At 63.7% G+C, this 19,260-nt stretch carries 18 protein-coding genes; 3 read left to right on the plus strand and 15 right to left on the minus strand.

The genetic code is table 11. The features are described from left to right. Window positions 1-438 precede the first annotated feature (438 nt). From DBR47_RS17955 to DBR47_RS17965, 3 genes are read left to right on the plus strand one after another with little or no spacing between them, the layout of a single operon-like run. Window positions 439-945 (plus strand): Hpt domain-containing protein, encoded by a 507-nt coding sequence (locus tag DBR47_RS17955; RefSeq protein ID WP_124452554.1) that lies wholly within the window; start codon window positions 439-441, stop codon window positions 943-945. Continuing rightward, complete coding sequence (locus DBR47_RS17960) at window positions 942-3,215, plus strand: bifunctional diguanylate cyclase/phosphodiesterase (RefSeq protein ID WP_124452556.1); 2,274 nt, start codon at window positions 942-944, stop codon at window positions 3,213-3,215. Before DBR47_RS17955 ends, DBR47_RS17960 begins: the two co-directional genes overlap by 4 nt. Before the next feature lie 31 nt (window positions 3,216-3,246). Further along, entirely contained in the window at window positions 3,247-5,178 is a 1,932-nt protein-coding gene (locus DBR47_RS17965) for a diguanylate cyclase (protein ID WP_124452558.1), read from the plus strand. A gap of 106 nt (window positions 5,179-5,284) precedes the next feature. Here DBR47_RS17965 and DBR47_RS17970 read toward each other — a convergent pair whose 3' ends face one another. The 15 genes from DBR47_RS17970 to flhD (DBR47_RS18040) form a co-directional block, all read right to left on the minus strand. Continuing rightward, a complete protein-coding gene (locus DBR47_RS17970; RefSeq protein WP_124452560.1) occupies window positions 5,285-5,998 on the minus strand; it encodes an RNA polymerase sigma factor FliA in 714 nt (237 codons plus the stop codon). A gap of 19 nt (window positions 5,999-6,017) precedes the next feature. Then, the gene (locus DBR47_RS17975) at window positions 6,018-6,851 is read right to left on the minus strand and encodes a flagellar biosynthesis protein (RefSeq protein WP_197047141.1); all 834 of its coding nucleotides are present in this window, start codon (window positions 6,849-6,851) and stop codon (window positions 6,018-6,020) included. 54 nt (window positions 6,852-6,905) lie between these two features. Then, complete coding sequence (gene flhF, locus DBR47_RS17980; protein WP_124452562.1) at window positions 6,906-8,624, minus strand: flagellar biosynthesis protein FlhF; 1,719 nt, start codon at window positions 8,622-8,624, stop codon at window positions 6,906-6,908. Continuing rightward, complete coding sequence (gene flhA / locus DBR47_RS17985; protein ID WP_124452564.1) at window positions 8,621-10,717, minus strand: flagellar biosynthesis protein FlhA; 2,097 nt, start codon at window positions 10,715-10,717, stop codon at window positions 8,621-8,623. The genes flhF and flhA overlap by 4 nt, the downstream gene beginning before the upstream one ends. Then, on the minus strand, window positions 10,714-11,901 hold the full coding sequence (gene flhB / locus DBR47_RS17990; RefSeq protein WP_124452566.1) for a flagellar biosynthesis protein FlhB: 1,188 nt from the start codon (window positions 11,899-11,901) through the stop codon (window positions 10,714-10,716). Before flhB ends, flhA begins: the two co-directional genes overlap by 4 nt. A 203-nt stretch (window positions 11,902-12,104) precedes the next feature. After that, window positions 12,105-12,740: a protein phosphatase CheZ gene (locus tag DBR47_RS17995; protein ID WP_124452568.1), complete on the minus strand. Its 636-nt coding sequence runs from the start codon at window positions 12,738-12,740 to the stop codon at window positions 12,105-12,107. A 14-nt stretch (window positions 12,741-12,754) separates the two neighbouring features. Then, complete coding sequence (gene cheY / locus DBR47_RS18000) at window positions 12,755-13,147, minus strand: chemotaxis response regulator CheY (protein ID WP_124452570.1); 393 nt, start codon at window positions 13,145-13,147, stop codon at window positions 12,755-12,757. 27 nt (window positions 13,148-13,174) lie between these two features. Beyond that, window positions 13,175-14,131 (minus strand): flagellar motor protein MotB, encoded by a 957-nt coding sequence (gene motB / locus DBR47_RS18005; RefSeq protein ID WP_124452572.1) that lies wholly within the window; start codon window positions 14,129-14,131, stop codon window positions 13,175-13,177. 53 nt (window positions 14,132-14,184) lie between these two features. Beyond that, the gene (gene motA, locus DBR47_RS18010) at window positions 14,185-15,042 is read right to left on the minus strand and encodes a flagellar motor stator protein MotA (RefSeq protein ID WP_124452574.1); all 858 of its coding nucleotides are present in this window, start codon (window positions 15,040-15,042) and stop codon (window positions 14,185-14,187) included. Window positions 15,043-15,168: 126 nt separating this feature from the next. Further along, the gene (locus DBR47_RS18015) at window positions 15,169-15,903 is read right to left on the minus strand and encodes a trans-aconitate 2-methyltransferase (RefSeq protein WP_124452576.1); all 735 of its coding nucleotides are present in this window, start codon (window positions 15,901-15,903) and stop codon (window positions 15,169-15,171) included. Window positions 15,904-15,924: 21 nt separating this feature from the next. Next, window positions 15,925-16,461 (minus strand): flagellar transcriptional regulator FlhC, encoded by a 537-nt coding sequence (gene flhC / locus DBR47_RS18020; protein ID WP_124452584.1) that lies wholly within the window; start codon window positions 16,459-16,461, stop codon window positions 15,925-15,927. A 45-nt stretch (window positions 16,462-16,506) separates the two neighbouring features. Continuing rightward, a complete protein-coding gene (gene flhD, locus DBR47_RS18025) occupies window positions 16,507-16,830 on the minus strand; it encodes a flagellar transcriptional regulator FlhD (protein ID WP_124452580.1) in 324 nt (107 codons plus the stop codon). A gap of 375 nt (window positions 16,831-17,205) precedes the next feature. Continuing rightward, entirely contained in the window at window positions 17,206-18,264 is a 1,059-nt protein-coding gene (locus DBR47_RS18030) for a glycosyltransferase family 2 protein (RefSeq protein ID WP_124452582.1), read from the minus strand. Window positions 18,265-18,293: 29 nt separating this feature from the next. Then, window positions 18,294-18,830 (minus strand): flagellar transcriptional regulator FlhC, encoded by a 537-nt coding sequence (flhC, locus tag DBR47_RS18035; protein ID WP_124452584.1) that lies wholly within the window; start codon window positions 18,828-18,830, stop codon window positions 18,294-18,296. Between the two features lie 45 nt (window positions 18,831-18,875). After that, window positions 18,876-19,199, minus strand: a complete 324-nt coding sequence (gene flhD / locus DBR47_RS18040; RefSeq protein ID WP_124452580.1) for a flagellar transcriptional regulator FlhD — start codon at window positions 19,197-19,199, stop codon at window positions 18,876-18,878. Window positions 19,200-19,260: the final 61 nt, after the last annotated feature.

Raw genomic sequence — 19,260 nt, forward strand, 5'->3', positions numbered from 1 at the left:
AGGATTCGGCGGCCGGTTCGCCCGGCAGGGTGCACCCGGCGCAAGCGCGCAGGGCGGCGGATTCTGCCCAAGCCCGCAAGCCCTGCCTTTGCTTTGTCGCAATAACAGGCTTGTTTCTGGCCCTTGACCTCGTATTGAGCCCGGCGAGATCGGGCTACATTCCAGCGTGAGCTTGTCGTCTGGAATTTTTCATCCCGAGTCTCAAAACGCCTCAATGCCCAGCCCATCGCCTGATCGGCCCCGCCTTCTGCCCTCGTCACCGCCTATTGCGTCGCGCATCGCACAGGCCGGGATATGCCTTCTGGCTGGGCGCTCTGCGCATGGCAGTATCCCGCTCAGCTTTGCAGCGGCCGGAGCAAAGCGCACAAAGCGCGGTTGCCCGGTCCAGCTCGCCAGGCAAAGCCGCAATAATTTAACGCTCACCCCCTTGTTTACATCATGCTGTCGCGCCCTATGCAAGACACTGCATCGCTTGAAAAGCCAAACGATGCGAACCGCTTCAGCTCTTCCCCGCGCACATCGCTTGATGGAGGCGTCATGACCAATCAAAACAGTGCTGTGCCCCCCCTTGCCGAAACCGCCTCGCCCGCCTGCCTGGACCCCGAGTCCCTGGCGCGCCTGCACGAGCTCGACCCGGACGGCCACAACAAATTGGTGGAGCGCGTCATCGACGCTTATCTGAAGTCCCTGGACAAGCTGGTGCCCGAGCTGCACAAGGCCCGCCAGAGTCCGCCTGATTTCAACGTCATGCGCCATGTGTGTCACACGCTCAAATCCTCCTCGGCTGCGCTCGGTGCCCTGCAGTTGTCGGAACGCTGTGCAGAAATCGAACAGATGGTGCGCAATGGTCAAACTGACGGCATCGAAGGCCGTTTAGACCTTATGCTTGCAGGCCTTGCTGAGGTGCAGCAAGCCTTGACGACGCTTTTGAAGAGTCAGCAATGAATCCAGCCGGACCCCCGCTCGATCTCGATCTGCCGATGCAGCCCAAGGTGCTGCTGGTCGACGACGACGAGGTCAATCTGCTGCTGACCGCCAGCGCACTGCGACAGCGCAATTTCGAGGTCACCGTCGCCCCCAGCGGCACGACGGCGCTGGGCATGCTGGCGGCCGATGCGCCCGACATCATCGTGCTCGACGCCATGATGCCCGAACTGGACGGCTTCGAGACCTGCAAGCGCCTGCGCGAGATGCCGGGCTTTGAATCCACCCCGGTGCTGATGTTGACCGGCCTGGACGACGAGGCCTCCATCAACCACGCCTACCAGGTGGGCGCCACCGACTTCTTCGTCAAGACCCCGCAGTGGAGCTTGCTGGCGGGGCGGCTGCGCTATCTGCTGCGCTCCTCGCGCACCCGCATTGAGCTGGAGCGCAGCAAGGCCAAGCTGGCGCGCGCCCAGGATCTGGCCCGCATGGGCAGTTTCGAGTGGCAGGCCCAGCGCGGCTTTCATCTGGCGACCGAGGCCTTGCGGGTGTTTGGCCGCGGCCCGCATGAGCGCCTGGATTTCATCGGCGTCATGCGCATGGTGCCGCACGAAGAACGCGTCATTTTTCTGCGCCTGCTGCGCGATGTGATCGCGCACAACTCGGTGCTGGTAACCGATCTCTCGGTGACTTTGGTGGACGGGCGACATCGCGTCGTCCACATCGAGGCCGAGCCCGAATTCAACGAACACGGCAATGCCAACGGCTATACCGGCGTGCTGCAGGACGTGACCGACCGCCGACAGGCCGAGGATCGCATCCGCCAACTCGCGCACTTCGACGCCCTCACCGGCCTGCCCAATCGCCGCCAGCTGATCTGGCGAGTGGAGCGCGCCATCGAGCAGGCGCGGCGCGGCAATCACGAGGTCGGCCTGCTGCTGATCGATCTGGACCGTTTCAAAATCATCAACGACACCCTGGGCCACACGGCCGGTGACGAATTGCTGATCGAGGTGGGCCGCCGCCTGCGCAGCTGTGTGCGCCATTCCGATCAGGTGATGGAAGGCATGCTGGAAACCATTGGCGGCCACTCACACCGCAGCCTGGAGGCCGTGGGCCGCCTGGGCGGTGACGAGTTCGTCGCCCTGCTGCCCGAGATTGCCGACGAGCGCGACGCCGAGCGCGTGGCCGAGCGGGTGCTGGAGGCCTTGCGCGAGCCCATCTTCATCTCCGGCCAGGAGTGTTTCGTTACCGCCAGCGTGGGCATTGCCATCTACCCGCGCGACGGCCTGACCATGGCCGATTTGCTGCGCAATTCCGACGTCGCCATGTATGCGGTGAAGTCGCAGGGCCGCAATGCCGCAGCGCTTTACACCCCCATGCTGGCCGGCCAAGGCCGCGAGAAGCTGGAGCTGGAAAGCGCCCTGCACAAGGCCCTGGAGCGCGGCGAGATCGTCCTGCACTACCAGCCCAAGATCGATGTGCGCGCCGCCCGCATGGTGGGCGCCGAGGCCTTGATGCGCTGGAAGCGCGGTGGCAAGCTGGTGCCGCCCGGCGACTTCATCCCCCTGGCCGAGGAAACTGGCCTGATCGTGCCCCTGTCCGAGTGGGCGCTGAAGGAAGCGGCCCGCCAGGCCAAGCTTTGGCAGCTGAACTTCGGCTTTAGCGACTCCATCGCCGTCAATCTGCCCAGCCGCATGTTCGAGCGTTCGGACCTGGTCGAGCACATTCATCAATGCGTCAGCGCCTACGGCGTGCCGCATCGGGCGATCCAGCTGGAGATCACCGAAAACAATCTGATGAAGGATTTGCAAAACGTCATTCCGGCCCTGCACCGCCTAAACGAAGTGGGGGTGGAAATCTCCATCGATGACTTCGGCACGGGCTACTCTTCGCTGGCCTATCTGACCACCCTGCCCATCTCCGAGGTCAAGATCGACCGCACTTTTGTGCGCGATCTGGGCATCACGCCGCAGAGCTCGGCCGTGGTCACCGCCATCATCGCCCTGGCCCGCGCCATGGGCTTGCGCGTCATCGCCGAGGGCGTGGAGACCCTGCGCCAAATGGACGTGCTGCACCGCCTGGGCTGCAGCCTGATGCAAGGCTTTTTGTTCAGCAAGCCACTGCCACCTGAGGAGGTGGAGCAATGGTTGTCGCAGACCGTGCTGCCGCGCAAAGCGCCTTGGATCGCCCGCGCCGATGCCGACCCGCTGGCTGAGATCGCCTCCGGCGCCATCCTGATCGACGACTTGTCCACCGGTTCGCCGCGGCCGCTTGGCAGCCGGCGCTGAACCCCAAGAATCTAGAGAGAAGGCTGTACGCATGGAAGAGCGCCGCCCCCCTACCGCCCGCGTCTCCCCCGGAGCCACGGCCGCGCAGATCGCCAAGGCCGCTTTTCTCCGTCTGGCCCAGGCTCAGCTGGAGCCCACCCCCGAAAACTACGCCCGCGCCTACGCGGTGGAGTCCGGCACCGAGGCCGCGCCCGTGGCCTTGCCCGAACGCGCCCAGACCTTGCTGGTCAAGCTCTTGTCGCTCGGTGTCGCCAGCGGCCAGGCGCGCCTGGACCTCCAGGTCTGCGTGCGCGAATCACGTTGGGATGAGGCCTTGCGCCAGGTCGAGCGCCTGCAGCAAACCGCCAGCCCGAGCGCCCAGGCCGAGGCCCTGGCCCAGGTGATGGAGCGCCTGGTACGCGGCCTGGAGCGTGGTGGCCGGCAATGGACGGTGGCACGCAAGAAAGACGGCCTGCAGCGCGTGCTGGAAGGCAATCGCACGGACAGCCAACGCCTGGTCAAACGCCTGCAACAGCTGGTGGCCAGCTGGGACTCCGATGTGGCCGACGCCAGCATCGCCACCCAGGACAGCGCCGAAGAGGCCGGCGGCACGCCCAGCCAGTTCTTCATGGACGAGGACCAGGGCACGGGCAGCAATTTCGCCACGTTGGATGAGCTGAGTTTCAGTAACGCTGAGGCCTCCTTGCCCCAGGCTGCGGGTGGCGCCACGCCAGCCGCGCCCGCGCCCCTCGCCAATCTCTGGCCCGGCATCGAGACCAGCTTGCACGACACCGTGCAGCACGCCTTGCAAAGCCCCGAACGCTATGCCGACGAGTTGATGGCCGAGCTGTTGAGAGCCCAAAACCAACTCTTGATCCAAGGCCCGAACTCCGAGCGCGCCGCGCAGATGGAAAAGCTCTGCCAGCGCGCCCGCCATATGCTGGACCATCGCCAGCATATGTTTGGCGAGCTGGGCCAACTCTGCCGCGAACTCAGCGCCAGCCTGGTCGATCTGGCCGAGGACGACTCCTGGGCCCGCGGCCAATGCGAGGCCATGAATAGCACACTGGAACTGGGCCTGAGTGGCCGAGGCGTGCGCTCGGTCACCGAGATGCTCAGCGGCACCCGTGAGCGCCAACGCGCCCTGCGCGAGGAACGCAAGAATGCCCGCGATTCCCTCAAATCCCTGATCCACCAGATGCTGGCGGAATTGGGCGAATTGGGTCAGCACACCGACCGCTTTCAAAACAGCGTCGGCCGCTATGCCGATGTGATCGAAAAAGCCGACAGCCTGGAAAGTCTGGCCGGCGTGGTGCGCGAGATGGTGGAAGAAAGCCGCAGCGTCCACACCCTGGTGCAGCAGACCCAGGAACGTTTGAGCCTGGAACACCAGCGCGCCAGCGATCTCAACCAAAGAGTCGGGGAGTTGGAGAGCGAGTTGCTGCGTCTGTCCAACGAGGTGCAGACCGACCAGCTGACCCAGATCGCCAATCGCCGCGGCCTGCTGGCGGCCTTTGCCACCGAGCAGGCCAAGCTGGAGCGCGGCAGCGGCGAAGCGGCCGAAGCCGCCGGCGACGCAGAGCCCAGCGGCATCGCCCTGGCCTTGCTGGACATCGACAATTTCAAAAAGCTCAACGACAGCCTGGGCCATGGCGCCGGCGACGAGGCGCTCAAATCACTGGCCGAACGGGTCTCGCAAAACCTGCGGCCCGGCGATCTGGTGGCCCGCTACGGCGGTGAAGAATTTGTGCTGATGCTGCCGGGCACTCCCCTTAGCGAGGCACAAGCCGTGCTCGCCCGCCTGCAGCGCTCTCTCTCCGCCAGCCTCTTTATGCACGAGGGCAAGGATGTGTTCGTCACCTTCTCGGCCGGTGTGACCCTGTACCGCAACGGCGAGACCCTGGAAGCCGCCCTGGACCGCGCCGATGTGGCGCTCTACGAGGCCAAGCACACGGGCAAGAACCGGGCTTGCGTGGCGCCCTAAGCGCGAGTTTCAGCGGCCCATAAAAAAAGCGGATCGTCTGATCCGCTTTTTCTTTGCCCGGCGTCCGAATGCCGCTGCCGCCCAAGCCCTGCCTGGGCCGCCGGCCTCACCAGTCGCGCAACTTGACGCGCAGCCGGGCGATCGCCTGGCTGTGCAGCTGGCAGACGCGCGATTCGGTGACCTTGAGCACCACCGCGATCTCCTTCAGATTCATATCGTGCTCGTAGTACATGCTCATCATGAACTGCTCGCGTTCGGGCAGATTCTTGATGGCGGCCACCAGGGCTTCGCGCATGCGATGGTCCTGCAGCTTGAGCATGGGGTTGTTGCTGTGATCGGCCACATGGCGATCCAGAAAGTCCTCATCGCCTTCGTCACCGGACATGTCTTCCAGATACACCAGCTGGGTGCCACGCACCTTGCCCAAGAGGTCTTGGTACTCGGCCAGGGGGATGCCCATCTCGGCAGCGATCTCGCTCTCGGCCGGTGCGCGGCCCAGCTTTTGTTCCAGCTTGCGCACGGCGCTTTCGATATCGCGCTGCTGGCGGCGGGTGCCGCGGCTCATCCAGTCGCCGCCGCGCAACTCGTCCAGCATGGCGCCACGGATGCGCTGGGTGGCAAAGGTTTCGAACTGCACGCCCTGGCCGACATCGAAACGCGAGAGCGCATCGGTCAGGCCGATCAGTCCGACCTGAATCAGATCGTCGATCTCGATATTGGCGGGCAGCTTGGCGATCATCTGATGCGCCAGCCGACGCACCAGCGGGCTGTACTGCTTGATCAGCGAGGAGTTATCGAGGCGGCCTTTGGCGGTATACATGATCAGCTCCAGCGGCTTTTCAAAGAGTGGCGGCGAGGGAGGCGCGGGCAGCAGCCAAGCGCGTATTGCTGGGTCGCACAGGCGGGCGCAGCGGGCTGGCATTGACCGACGCTTCCAGCGCCGCTCCGGGAGGCGCGGCCATCAGCAGCTCGCGCGCCAGATGGCGGATTTCAGCGGAAATAGGGGCGGTGGGCGGCGTCTTGGGGTCCAGGCAGGCCCAGTCGCGCAGCACGGCGCCGAGGAAGCCGTCGGCGCAATTGCTCATCTGCTCGGCGATGCGGTCCGACAGACGCAGCTGCGGCGAGCAGGCCATCAACAGGCTGTAGACCATCAGGCCCGCGCGGTTGGCCAGCCACTTCATGCCGGCATAAGCATGGGTGACGCTTTGCGAGTCGGTGTCGGCCAGCAGCACCGGGCGCACCTCACGCAAGGCCACGACCCGGGCCAGCTCGGCGGCGCTGGCATGCAGCAAGACCACATCGGCCTGCGGTGCGGCGTCGGTCACCACCTCCAGAAACTGGGCGGCCGAGCCGTTGGCATTGATATAGCGCATGGGCAGGCCACGCGCGGCCAGATAGGACACGTCCTTGGACAGACGCTCGATGCAGGCACCCAGATCCACCGAGGCCAGCTCGGAGGGCTGGGGCGCCGTCTCACCCGCGTCCACCACCAGGGTGTGCAGGCCCAGCTCGGCAAAGGCCGCGCACAGGCCTTCGAGCAAGACGCCACCGCCCATCACATGGGGGTTGCTGACCACGGGGATGAAGCGCACCCGTGAGCTGGCGAAGAGCCGGCGCAGCCCATGGGCCTGGTCTTGCGGAGCGAGGGTGTGAGGATTGGCGTCGCGCATCATGATGGGGTCCGTATCTTTTGTTTTCTTGAGGCTGCGGGCTGGCTGCTTGCGTGCTTAATGGGTGCCCATGGCGGCCGGGTGCGCGGAGGCCAGCGCGGGGCTTCCGGCAAAGATCAGGTTCACGTCGGCACTGTCCATGCGCCAGGCGCCACCGGCCGTGCTGCGCAGGGCGCGTTGCACCAGGGCCTGGGCCGAGAGGCGGTGCCAGTCTTCCGGCACGCGCTGGCCATTGGCCACGCCCAAGACCTTGAGCTTGTGGCGGATCAGGGTGTCCAGCGCCGGGGCCAGCTTGACGGCCTCGTCGATCTTGGACAGCACCACGCCATGGCATTCCTGGGCACGCCAGGCGGTGATCACGTCTTCAATCGTCTCGCCCTGTTGAGCGGCGTTGACGACCAGGATCTTGCGCACGCTGGGGTGGGCCAGCATGTCCAGCAACTCGGTGGTGCGGGTGTCGCGCTGAGCCATGCCGGCGGTGTCGATCAAGACCATCTTCTTGCCAGACAGCAGTTCCAGCAGGTCTTCCAGCGAGGCGCGGTCATGCGCGGTATGCACAGGCACACCCAGGATGCGGCCGTAGGCGCGCAGCTGCTCGTGGGCGCCAACCCGGTAAGCGTCCAGCGTGATCAGGCCCAGATTGGCAGCGCCATAACGGGTCGCGAAAGCGGCAGCCAGCTTGGCTGTGGTGGTGGTCTTGCCCACACCGGTGGAGCCAATCAGGGCGAACACACCGCCTTGGTCTTCCAGCGCCGGCGAGCGCTCGTCGGTGATCAGATTGCGCGAGAGCACATGGGCGGCCCAAGACGTTTCGTCCTGCGCCTCGCCCTTGGGCGCATTCAGGCCCTTGAATTCATTGGGGCAGCCTTCGACCAGCTTGCGCACCAGAGCGGGCGAGAAGCCGACTTCCAGCATCTTCTGGGTCAGGCGGGCCTGGGTGGGTTGGCGCTGCAGCTTTTCCATAAAGGCCAGGGCGCCGAAGCGCTCTTCGATCAAGCCCTTCATGGAGCGCAGCTCGTTCATCATGTCTTGCTGGTCGCGGCGGCCCCGGCCGGGCAGATCGGGCAAGTCACCGAACTCGCTCAGGCTGGGCAGATCGCGGCTGGCAGCAGCGGCCGGCATGCGAATCTCGTCGCGCAGCACCGGTGGGGTGCGACGGGCAGGCGCCATCGGTGCTGGCGCGGGCGCTTCGGCGCGGCGCGGCTGCATGGCGGCCAGGGCGGCTTGGGCGCGTTGTTGGCGGGCCGCAGCCAGCGAGGCGGTGCCGGCGGGCAGCTCGGGCTCCAGATCGGCGGCCATGGTGCTGACCGGGTCGGGCAGACCGTCGAGCTCGGCCTGGCGGCGCTTGAGCACGCGTTCGCGCACATAGTCCTGGAAGGACAAGGTGCTCATGGCCAGGGTCTCGACATCGGCGCCCACTTCATTGGCGGGGTCGGCATAACCAAAGCTGGGTTCGGCGCGCTGACCCGCTTGCTGGCCGGTGCGAGCCGCAAAGCTGCGTGCTGCCGGGGCCGCTTGCCCCCCCGCCACGGAAGCGGCCTGGGCGGTATTGGGAGCGCCGACGGGGCGGGCCTGAACACGGCCGGGCGAGCTGATGCGCGGGGCGGTAGCCGCCACGCGTTCGATCTGCGACATGCCTTCCGGGGCCATGGCCAAGACCTCCACGCCTTCGGCGCAGGGCTTGTTGGACAAGACGACGGCGTCGTCGCCAAAGGCCCGGCGCACCAAGGCCATGGCTTCACGCGAATTGCGGGCAGTAAAGCGCTTCACATTCATGCTGTGCCCCCGATGATGGAACCAATGCGGATGGAATGGGTTTCAGGAATTTCGCTATGGCCCAGCACCTTCAGGCGCGGCGCGGCGCGGCGCAGCAGGCGGGCCATGGGGGCGCGGATCAGGTCCGGCACCAGCAGGCAGGCAGGCACACCACGGTCTTCCTGGGATTGAGCGGTTTCGGCGGCGCTGCGGGCCAGGGTGTCGGCGACACCGGGGTCCAGGGCGGCGCCGTGGGGGGAATTCAGGGCTTGGGTGACCAGACGTTCCAGCTCGGGCTCCAGCGCGATCACGTCCAGCTCCTTCACCGGGCCATAGATCTGCTGCACGATGGCCGGGGCGATGTGGACGCGGATGCGGCGGGCCAACTCGGCCGGGTCGGTGATGTTGCTGTTCTCGGCCACGCTTTCGACGATGGAGCGCATATCGCGGATGTGCACACCCTCTTCCAGCAGCAGCTGCAGGACTTTTTGCAATGAGGCGATGCCGAGCATTTTGGGTATCACGTCTTCGATCAGTTGAGGCGCTTGTTTGGTCAGGTGTTCGACCAGCGCCTGGGTCTCCTGGCGGCCCAGCAACTTAGCTGCGTGGACCTGCATCAAGTGTGAAAGATGGGTGGCGATCACGGTCGAGCAATCAACCACGGTAAATCCGGCCATTTGCGCCATTTCCTTCTGGCGATCGTCAATCCACACCGCCGGCAGGCCGAAAGCGGGGTCGGTGGTGGTCGTGCCAATCAATTTCTGGGTGGCGCCGCCGGGGTTGATGGCCAGCCACATGCCGGGGAAGGCCTCGGCCTCGCCGATCACCGCGCCACGCAGGGACAGGCGGTACTGGCTGGGCCGCAGCTCCAGGTTGTCGCGGATATGGACCGAGGGCGGCAAGAAGCCCACTTCCTGGGCGAACTTGCGTCGCACGCCCTTGATGCGGCTGAGCAGATCGCCTTCGCGCGATTTGTCCACCAGAGCAATCAGGCGGTAGCCCACCTCCAGACCCAGGGTGTCCACCGGCACCAGATCGTCCCAGCTGGCCTCGGCATTGGGCTCGGGCGCGGCCTGGGCCGGGCTGGCCTTGGCGGCGAGCTCTTCGACCGCCTGCTTTTGCTGCTTGGTCCGCAACCACCAGGCCAGATAGCCCAGGCCGCCCGAGATCAGCAGGAAGACCACATGAGGCATGCCGGGGATCAGGCCCAACATGCCGATCACGCCGGCCGTGATGGCCAGGGATTTGGCCGAGCCGAACACCTGCTTGCCGATCTGGCTGCCGATGTCTTTGTCCGTGCCCACGCGGGACACCACCATGGCCGCCGCCACCGAGATCAGCAGGGCCGGCACCTGGGCCACCAGGGCATCGCCCACGGCCAAGAGGATGTAAGAGTCCGCCGACTGGCCCGCGCTCAGGCCATGCTGCACCATGCCGATGATGAAGCCGCCAACGATATTGATGAACAAAATCAAGATGCCGGCCACCGCGTCGCCGCGCACAAACTTGCTGGCACCGTCCATGGAGCCGAAGAAGTCGGCCTCGTCGCCCAGCTCGGCACGGCGGCGCTTGGCCTCTTTTTCGTCGATCAGGCCGGCGTTGAGGTCGGCGTCCACCGCCATCTGCTTGCCGGGCATGGCATCCAAGGTGAAGCGAGCGCCGACCTCGGCGATGCGCTCCGCACCCTTGGTGACCACGATGAAGTTGATCACCACCAGGATGGCGAACACGATCAGGCCAACCGCGAAATTGCCACCAATCAGGAAGTGACCAAAGGACTCGATCACCTTGCCGGCCGCGCCGGTGCCGGTGTGACCTTCCATCAACACGACGCGGGTCGAGGCCACATTGAGCGAGAGGCGCAGCAAGGTGGTCAGCAGCAGCACGGTCGGGAAGGCCGCGAAGTCCAGGGGCTTGACCATATTGGCCGCCACCATCATCACCATCACCGCCATGGCGATATTGAAGGTGAACATCAGGTCCAGGGCGAAGGGCGGCAGGGGCAGCACCATCATGGCCAGGATCAGGATCACGGCCACCGGGGCGCCCAGGGCGCTCAGCACGGCGGCGCGCGGGCCCAAGAGGGCCTGCAGGCGTGCGGTTATCTCATTCATGCCGAGGCTCCAAACTCATCTTCTGGGTCCAGGTCGGCGGGCCGCCAACCGGGTTTGTTATGCGGGTCCAGCTCCGGCGGCACGACCGGATCAGGTTGCTCGGGCGCGGCCATGCGCGTGGCCATGGCCTGCTTGAGCTGGTAGACATAGGCCAGCACCTGGGCCACGGCGCCGAACAGCACGGCGGGGATCTCGCGATCCACCTCGGCGTGGGCGTAGAGGGCACGGGCCAGCACGGGCGACTGCAGCACCGGCACCTTGGCGTCCTTGGCCAGATCGCGGATCTTCATGGCCAGCAGATCGGCGCCCTTGGCCACCACCTTGGGGGCGGCCATGCTTTTGTCGTCGTACTTGAGGGCGACGGCATAGTGGGTGGGGTTCATCACCACCAGATCGGCCGTGGGCACGGCGGCCAACATGCGACGCTTGGCCATCTCGCGCATCTTGGCGCGCATACGGCCCTTCATCTCCATATTGCCTTCGTTCTCCTTCATTTCCTGCTTGACCTCTTCGCGCGTCATGCGCATGCGGCGCATATACAGCTGTTGCTGCAGAGGCAGGTCGATGACGGCGAACAAAGCCAGGGTGATCGCCAGCAGGCCCAAGCCTCCCATCAGCTGCTGACCGGCATAGGCCAAGGCGGCAGGAAGAGGCACGGACATGATGCCCACATAGGCGGCCAGGCGGTCCTTCAAAATCATGGCGCCCACAATGCCCAGCACCAGGGCCAAGGCCACGGCCTTCATGGCCTGGCCCAGGCCTTGGCCGCTGAACATGCGGCCAAGTCCGCTTAAAGGATTGAGGTGGGAGAACTTGGGCGCCAGCGGCTTCATGGTCCAGTTCCAACCACCCGAGGCGATATTGCTGGCAATGCCCACCAAGGTCAGGATCAGCGCGATGGGCAGCACGACCAACAAGAAGCTCAGCGTTAGCTCCCAGAGACGCTCCCCCATCAAGCCCGAGCGCGCCAACATCTGGGCGTCGAAATGCAGGGCATGGATCAGCATCTGCTTGAGCGTGTCGACGATGCGCGAACCGCCGACGCTGAGGATGATGCCGCCCGCCACCATCATGGCAAAGTGGGCCAGATCACGCGAACGCGGCAGCTGGCCCTCGGCCCGAGACCTTTCGATCTTCTTGGGCGAGGCCGGTAAATTTCTGTCCTGTGCGTCTTGGTCGGCCATGGCGAATAGATGGAGACGAGCCTAGAAAAGCTCGCATCGCCATTGTTCGCGGCCCGGCGGAAAACTTAAGCGAGATAAGGGCCAGGAAAGCGCCGGTGATCCGGGCTCAACAAGCTTGACCCTCCCGCAAAAGCTGGGTGCAAAAAAACCCGCCGCGGCGGGTTGTTTGCTTGCAGTGGCAGCGGCAGCTGCCCTGCGCGGGCTCAAAAGCCCAGGCTGGCCAGCAAGTCGTCGACCTCGCCCTGATTGGCCACCACATCGGTGCGGCCTTCGGGGTTGACCACGGGGCCTTGCAAGATATTGGGGTCCACCTTCTCGCGCTGATCGGGCGGCACCACAGACACCAGCAGCTTGACCAGGCTGTCTTCCAGGTCATTGGCCAGGGTCACGACCTTGGCGACCACCTGGCCGGTCAGGTCGTGGAAGTCCTGCGACATCATGATGTCGGTCAGATGCGAATCGATGCGGGCCGTGCTGGTTTCCACGTCCTTGACGAAGTTCAGCAAGGCGCCGCTGGCCACGGCCTTGACCGGGTCGGACATGATGGCCTCGGCCATGGCCCGGGTGGCGGTCGTGATGTGGGCGTGATCGGCCTTGGCCTGATCGACCGAGTTCAAGACCTTGTTGGCGGCCTCGGCCGTCTTGGTGGCGATATAGCTCAGGCGGCTGCGTGCGTCGGGCAGGCCATCGGTGGCGATCTGCAGCTTGGGCATCACGCCCAGTTGCTGCATGGTGTCATGCAAAACCCGGGTGATGGTGCCGATTTGCTGAAATACCTCAGGCGACACCGTGAGCGGATCGGTGCCGTGATTCAATTTGGCGAGATCTTCCAATTGCATGGCCAACTCCAGGTTCAGGCCGCAGCGGCCAGTTTTTGCATGATCTTCAGAACCTTTTCCTCCAAGGTGGCCTTGGTGAAGGGCTTGACGATGTAGCCAGCTGCGCCAGATTGGGCCGCCAGCACGATGTCTTCCTTGCGGGCTTCGGCGGTGACCATCAAAACCGGCAGATGCTTGAGATTGGGATCTTCCTTGATCGCCTTGAGCAGCTCAAAGCCCGTCATATTGGGCATATTGATGTCGCTCACGACGAAATCAAACTTGCTCTGCTTGAGCATATTGAGGGCTTCCACCCCATCCTCAGCTTCTTCGCAATTGTTGTAGCCGATCTCCTTGAGCAAACCACGCACGATGCGGCGCATGGTAGAAAAGTCATCGACAACCAAAAATTTCATGTCTGCGCTCATGGCAATCCTCGCTGGGGCTAAATGGTTTTATCGGGGCTTTGTGGGCAAACTTGAGGGGCTTTTCACCGGCTCGGCCGCTGGGGCTTCGTTGGGTGCTGCTTCTTCCTCGTCCGGAACATTCTTCAACACGGCATCCTCGGCATCGCGGTTCATCACAATAATGCTGATGCGTCGATTGATGGGACTATCGGGCTGCTTGCTGTCTAGCAGCTTGCTGGAGGCCAGGCCTTGCACACGCAAGGTCCGCGCTTCCGGCAATCCGCCAGCAATCAATTCTCGCCTGGAAGCGTTGGCCCGATCGGCTGATAACTCCCAATTGCTATACCCACGATCGCCACCCGAAAACGGCTGGGCGTCAGTATGACCTTCCAAAGTCAAACGATTCGGAACTTCCGACAAGACCGCGCCCAATTCGTGTAGCAATTCATGCATATATGGCTTCACCACGGCGCTGCCGCTGTCGAACATGGGCCGGTTACCCTCGTCAACGATCTGGATGCGCAGGCCTTCCTTGGTCATATCCAAGCGGATCTGCCCGCCCAATGCCGCCAGCTTGGCGTTATTGGCCAGCACGTCCTCGACCTTGGTCTTGAGTTGCTCCAAACGCGCCTTTTCTGCCTTGCGCTGCTCTTCCTTGAGTGCGCGCAGATTGAAGGTTCGCTTTTGTGATTCTGTCTCACCGGACTTCACCTGCCCAGTCTCGCGGCTCAAATCTCTGCCGCCGCCCTTGACCAGGCTGGAGGAGTCACCGGAACCCGAGCCGCCCTGCATGGCGATCTTCAGCGGTGAGCTGAAGTAGTCGGCAATACCTTTTTTGTCGCCCTCGGTGGTCGAACCCAGCAGCCACATCAAGAGGAAGAAGGCCATCATGGCCGTCACGAAGTCAGCGTAGGCGATCTTCCAGGCGCCGCCATGCGCTGCATGGCCCCCCTTCTTGATCTTCTTGATGATGATGGGCTGAAGCTTTTTGGCGTCACCGGCCATGACCGACCTCCTGCCCTGCGCTTGAAATTCTCATCCTTGCCTGCGACCTTGGCTTACTTCTTCTTCACATGAGCTTCCAGCTCACTGAAGGTAGGGCGATCACCCGAGTAAAGCACCTTGCGGCCGAACTCGATCGCGACCTGGGGGGCGTAACCCTGCATGCTGGCCAAGAGTGTGGTCTTGATGCACTGCAGCTCCTTGCCGGCGTCTTCCACTTTTTGCTCCAGCAAGCCACCCAGGGGCTCAACAAAGCCATAGGCCAGCAAAATGCCCAGAAAGGTGCCCACCAAGGCGGAGCCGATCATGCCGCCCAGCACGGCCGGGGGCTGGCCCACCGAGCCCATGGTGTTCACCACACCCAGCACGGCCGCCACAATGCCGAATGCCGGCAGACCGCCGGCCAAACGGGCGATGGCGGCCACGGCCGCATGTTCTTCCTGGTGATGGGTTTCGATCTCGGCGTCCATCAGGGACTCGATCTCGTGCGCGTTCAGATTGCCCGACACCATCATGCGCAGGTAATCGGTAATGAAGTCGGTCACATGGTGGTCATTGCCCACCGTGGGGTATTTTTGGAACAGCGGCGAGGAATGCGGATCCTCGACGTCTTTTTCGATGGACATCAAGCCCTCTTTGCGGGCTTTTTGCAAGATGTCATACATCAAGGCCAGCAGCTCCATATAGCGGGCCTTGCTGAACTTGCTGCCCTTGAAGCACTGCCCCAGGCCCTTCATCGAGGCCTTGACCACCTTCATCTGGTTATTGGCAAGAAAAGCGCCGGCAGCGGCGCCGAAAATGGTGATCATCTCGAAAGGCAGGGCGTGCAGAATCACGCCGATATTGCCGCCGTGGGCAATATAGACACCGAAGATACAACCGAGCGCGATGAGCCAACCAATGATGACAAACATGGTGTTTTCTATAGAGACTTAAGCAGCCTTATCGGCCTTTGACCGACGCTCTTGAGTTTGCCTGTGCGCTAGGGCGGCCAATCCACGCAAGAAGCCGGCTTTGCACCGGCTTTCATGGCCTTGCCCTCATGCCCGGGCTGGCATACGGTAGACCCACAGCCGATGAGCACGGGGCAGATCGATGCTGGCCAAGGCGCCCTGCCCTTGAATCTCAAAGTCCAGACTGACCAGCCAAGCCCCCGGCGCCAGCTGCTGGCAGGCCTTGGCCCAGACCCGCTCCATGGACTCCGGGCGCTGGAAGACATAAACCATCTGGAAGGGCTGCCAGTCCTGCGCCCACATATCGCCACGGCGGATGCGAGCCCAGGGGCAGAGCAGGCGCACGGCACCGGCCAGCAGCAGACTCCATTCAATCCCCTCGATGCTGGCCTGCGGATAGATGCGACGCAGCTCGCGCAAGCCATGGCCCAGGCCGCAGCCGGCGTCAAGAATGCGCGCCTGCGGCGGCAGGGGCGCCAGCTCGGCCAAGCCTTGCAAGGCGTTTTTGGGGGTTGGGAACAAGGGGGCGTCGCCCCAGCTGCGGCGCGGGTATGCCAGCGCCAGCAAGAGCAAAGGAATCAACCAGGCCCAGGCCGGCAGGTCCAGCGAGCGGGCGCTGATCAACAAAGAAAGCGGAAAACCCGCCGCCACCATCAGGCGGCGCCAGCGCGGCAGCTGCAAGAACGCCAGCGCCAGACCCAGGGCGGCTGCCATGACGAAGGCGGACAAGGCCTCAAGACCCGCCGAGCGCAGGGCCAGAAACAAGCCCCAGGCCAAGCCCCAGCTCAGCAAGGCGGGTACAGGCCAGCGCAGCAAAGGCATGGCGAGCAGGCTCCGAGCGATTTAGTGCATCTGGATGGAGCCGCTGGCGCGACCCTTGCCTGCGCGTGCCGGCGGGTTGCACATGCCGCAGACGTAGTGACGGGCGATCTCGTGCGGATGGGTCACGAAGTGGCCACCGCAGGTCGAGCACTTGGTCATGGTCAGCATGCCGTTGTCGATGAACTTCACCAAGCGCCAAGCGCGGGTGACCGACAGCATCGCCTCCAGGCCCTGGGCCTGGGTTTGTTCTTGATAGAGCTGGTAGGCCTTGATGACCGCGTCGATCTCGTCCAGCTCCGAGACCTTGTTCAGGTACTCGTGCACATTCAGGAAGAGCGAGGCATGGATATTGGGCTGCCAGGTCATGAACCAGTCCGTCGAGAAGGGCAGTTGGCCCTTGCTGGGGCTCTTGCCCGAAACTTCTTTGTACAGGCGCAGCAGGCGCTCGTAGGACAGATCGGTCTCAGACTCCAGCACTTGCAAGCGCGCACCCAGATTGATCAGGGTCACCGCACGTTCGATTTGGCGGGCTTCGGTCAGGATGCTTTTGTTGCGCATGATGGAGTCTCTCTTCTTGGGTTTCTTTTGGACGGGGCGGACGGATCAGGCCGCTTCTTGGTGGCGGCCGGCCATCAGAATGCTGGCGTGCAGGCGGCTGACGCCGTCGTTAGCGGCCGACTTGCCATGGCTGGTCAGCAGACCCCAGACCAGGTCGTCGTCCATGCGGAAGCGGCACAGCAAGGTATTGCCCGAGGCAATCTTCATCAGCTGGGCCGGGCTCAGCGTACCGATCAGGGTGGCCGTGTCTTCCGAGATGCCCAGGCGGTAAAGCGCTTGCTCACGGTCCGCACGGATCAGGCTTTGCGCCAGCATCAGATAGGACAGATTGGCTTCGCGAATCTCGGCGAGGATTTGGTCTGCGTTCATGTTGCGGCTCCGGTAAAAACTGTGTTGGGTGTTGAAAGCATTTGCTATCAACTTGCAACGAATTGTGAAGACCGGAAGTAATCCTCAACATCGGCGCATTTCCGTCCCTGAAGTCCTCTTTCCTCCCTCCCCTCTGTCAGGTTTCTTCCTACAAGCGAGCTGAAGACGGCACTTTCCTAGCCTTTTCAAGGCTCGCGAATCAGGGCGGAGGATCGCCCACTGTCATAGGAGAAGCTGAGGCTTGGGCCTGTTTTTCAGCGCACTTCACAGCGCGCTTGGGCTTGTAAGGCTTTTTCATCGGCCCGGCCACGGACGCGCGACGCCTGCGTGCCTGACAGGCAGGTCTTAGAGCCTGTTAAGGCCATGGAAATAGGCCTAGGCAGCCGGCGCTTGCAGGCCAAATGCTTGCCGCAGGGCCTGGGCTTCAGGCGCCCTGCCCGTTCCTTCCAGCAACAAAGCCAGATTGTGGGCGGCAGAAAAACTGCCACGGCCGGCGACGGCGCCGCTTTGCTCCGGTCGTTCACCCAATTCCAGGCAGCGCCGCCAGGCGTCTTCGATGGTGGGCAGCAAGAGCTCGGCCTGGGCCGGCTGATCGGCCGCAAAGTCCAGCAGCAAATCGCCGAGGGTGAAGAAAAAGTCGGGCGACTCGGCGCAGATTTGCAGCTGCGTCTCGGCAAACTGGATGCCGGCCTCGTGCTGCTTCAGTTGCTTGAGGCCAAACAGACGGCGCGCGACCAGATCGGTCCACCAGGCATGGGGCAGTTCGGTCAGCTCGGCGGCGCAGGCAAAACAGCTCTCGGCCTCGGCATAGTCCTCGTAAACCGAGGCGTCCTTGCCGGTCTGGTACCAGAGATAGGCATCCCCCGGTCGGTGCGCCAGTTCCTGCCGCAAGAGCGCCTGGTTACGGCCCCGCTTGCGCTGCAAATGCTCGGGCAGATAGCCATCGTGGCCGATACGCAGGGCCAGTGGTCGCAAAGCCAGGCCGTGCAGCACTTGTTCATGCACACGCCCGGCGTAGCGCAAGGCCCCGGGCAGGATGCGAGACAGGCGGGAGATCGCTTGCTGGGTGCGCCCACCGGAGGCCGTGTCGGCAAACTGGTCCAGCAGCGCTATCGTGCCGACGAAGTCGGGGCGTTGCTGGCGCAGCGCGGCCAGGGCCTCGCCGCCAGAGATCAGCCACTCATCTGCGTCCAGCACCACATGCCAGTCGGCAGCAGCCAAGTCCAGGGCGGTATTGCGCGCCGCCGCGAAATCATCGCACCAGACAAAGTGCTCTACCCGCGCGCCTGCGGCCTGCGCCAGGGCTGGGGTGTCATCGCTGGAGCCGGTGTCCAGCACCAGCATTTCGTCCACCCAGGGCCGCAAGCTATGCAGCAGGCGCTGGATATGCGCGGCTTCATCGCGGGCAATGACGACGAGGCAGACTCGGTACATGGGCGAGACGGTGCGCGCGAAGCTTGCGATCAGTGCATCTGGATGGAGCCGCTGGCGCGACCCTTGCCGGCGCGTGCCGGCGGGTTGCACATGCCGCAGACGTAATGGCGGGCGATCTCGTGCGGATGGGTCACGAAGTGCCCCCCGCAGGTCGAACACTTGGTCATGGTCAGCATGCCGTTGTCGATGAACTTCACCAAGCGCCAAGCGCGGGTGACCGACAGCATCGCCTCCAGGCCTTGGGCCTGGGTCTGCTCTTGATACAGCTGGTAGGCCTTGATGACCGCGTCGATCTCGTCCAGCTCCGAGACCTTGTTCAGATACTCGTGCACATTCAGGAAGAGCGAGGCGTGGATGTTCGGCTGCCAGGTCATGAACCAGTCGGTCGAGAACGGCAGTTGGCCCTTGCTGGGGCTCTTGCCCGAGACTTCTTTGTACAGGCGCAGCAGGCGCTCGTAAGACAGATCGGTCTCAGACTCCAGCACTTGCAAGCGCGCACCCAGATTGATCAGGGTCACCGCACGTTCGATTTGGCGGGCTTCGGTCAGAATGCTTTTGTTGCGCATGATGGAGTCTCTCTTCTTGGGTTTCTTTTGGACGGAGCGGACGGATTAGGCCGCTTCTTGGTGGCGGCCGGCCATCAGGATCGAAGCGTGCAGACGCGACACGCCGTCGTTGGCGGCCGACTTGCCGTGGCTGGTCAGCAGACCCCAGACCAGGTCGTCGTCCATGCGGAAGCGGCACAGCAAGGTGTTGCCCGAGGCAATCTTCATCAGCTGGGCCGGGCTCAGCGTGCCGATCAGGGTGGCCGTGTCTTCCGAGATGCCCAGGCGGTACAGGGCTTGTTCGCGGTCAGCGCGGATCAGGCTTTGCGCCAGCATCAGATAGGACAGATTGGCTTCGCGAATCTCGGCGAGGATTTGGTCTGCGTTCATGTTGCGGCTCCGGTAAAAAACTGTGTTGGGTGTTGAAAGCATTTGCTATCAACTTGAAACG

Source organism: Paucibacter sp. KBW04, assembly GCF_003852425.1.
Taxonomy (GTDB): domain Bacteria; phylum Pseudomonadota; class Gammaproteobacteria; order Burkholderiales; family Burkholderiaceae_C; genus Paucibacter_A.

What these genes read in the sequence shown, in the direction of transcription:
- DBR47_RS17955 (WP_124452554.1), top strand. Translation starts at nt 439, where the DNA reads ATGCTGTCGCGCCCTATGCAAGACACTGCATCGCTTGAAAAGCCAAAC.
- DBR47_RS17960 (WP_124452556.1), top strand. Translation starts at nt 942, where the DNA reads ATGAATCCAGCCGGACCCCCGCTCGATCTCGATCTGCCGATGCAGCCC.
- DBR47_RS17965 (WP_124452558.1), top strand. Translation starts at nt 3,247, where the DNA reads ATGGAAGAGCGCCGCCCCCCTACCGCCCGCGTCTCCCCCGGAGCCACG.
- DBR47_RS17970 (WP_124452560.1), bottom strand. Translation starts at nt 5,998, where the DNA reads ATGTATACCGCCAAAGGCCGCCTCGATAACTCCTCGCTGATCAAGCAG.
- DBR47_RS17975 (WP_197047141.1), bottom strand. Translation starts at nt 6,851, where the DNA reads ATGATGCGCGACGCCAATCCTCACACCCTCGCTCCGCAAGACCAGGCC.
- flhF (WP_124452562.1), bottom strand. Translation starts at nt 8,624, where the DNA reads ATGAATGTGAAGCGCTTTACTGCCCGCAATTCGCGTGAAGCCATGGCC.
- flhA (WP_124452564.1), bottom strand. Translation starts at nt 10,717, where the DNA reads ATGAATGAGATAACCGCACGCCTGCAGGCCCTCTTGGGCCCGCGCGCC.
- flhB (WP_124452566.1), bottom strand. Translation starts at nt 11,901, where the DNA reads ATGGCCGACCAAGACGCACAGGACAGAAATTTACCGGCCTCGCCCAAG.
- DBR47_RS17995 (WP_124452568.1), bottom strand. Translation starts at nt 12,740, where the DNA reads ATGCAATTGGAAGATCTCGCCAAATTGAATCACGGCACCGATCCGCTC.
- cheY (WP_124452570.1), bottom strand. Translation starts at nt 13,147, where the DNA reads ATGAGCGCAGACATGAAATTTTTGGTTGTCGATGACTTTTCTACCATG.
- motB (WP_124452572.1), bottom strand. Translation starts at nt 14,131, where the DNA reads ATGGCCGGTGACGCCAAAAAGCTTCAGCCCATCATCATCAAGAAGATC.
- motA (WP_124452574.1), bottom strand. Translation starts at nt 15,042, where the DNA reads ATGTTTGTCATCATTGGTTGGCTCATCGCGCTCGGTTGTATCTTCGGT.
- DBR47_RS18015 (WP_124452576.1), bottom strand. Translation starts at nt 15,903, where the DNA reads ATGCCTTTGCTGCGCTGGCCTGTACCCGCCTTGCTGAGCTGGGGCTTG.
- flhC (WP_124452584.1), bottom strand. Translation starts at nt 16,461, where the DNA reads ATGCGCAACAAAAGCATCCTGACCGAAGCCCGCCAAATCGAACGTGCG.
- flhD (WP_124452580.1), bottom strand. Translation starts at nt 16,830, where the DNA reads ATGAACGCAGACCAAATCCTCGCCGAGATTCGCGAAGCCAATCTGTCC.
- DBR47_RS18030 (WP_124452582.1), bottom strand. Translation starts at nt 18,264, where the DNA reads ATGTACCGAGTCTGCCTCGTCGTCATTGCCCGCGATGAAGCCGCGCAT.
- flhC (WP_124452584.1), bottom strand. Translation starts at nt 18,830, where the DNA reads ATGCGCAACAAAAGCATTCTGACCGAAGCCCGCCAAATCGAACGTGCG.
- flhD (WP_124452580.1), bottom strand. Translation starts at nt 19,199, where the DNA reads ATGAACGCAGACCAAATCCTCGCCGAGATTCGCGAAGCCAATCTGTCC.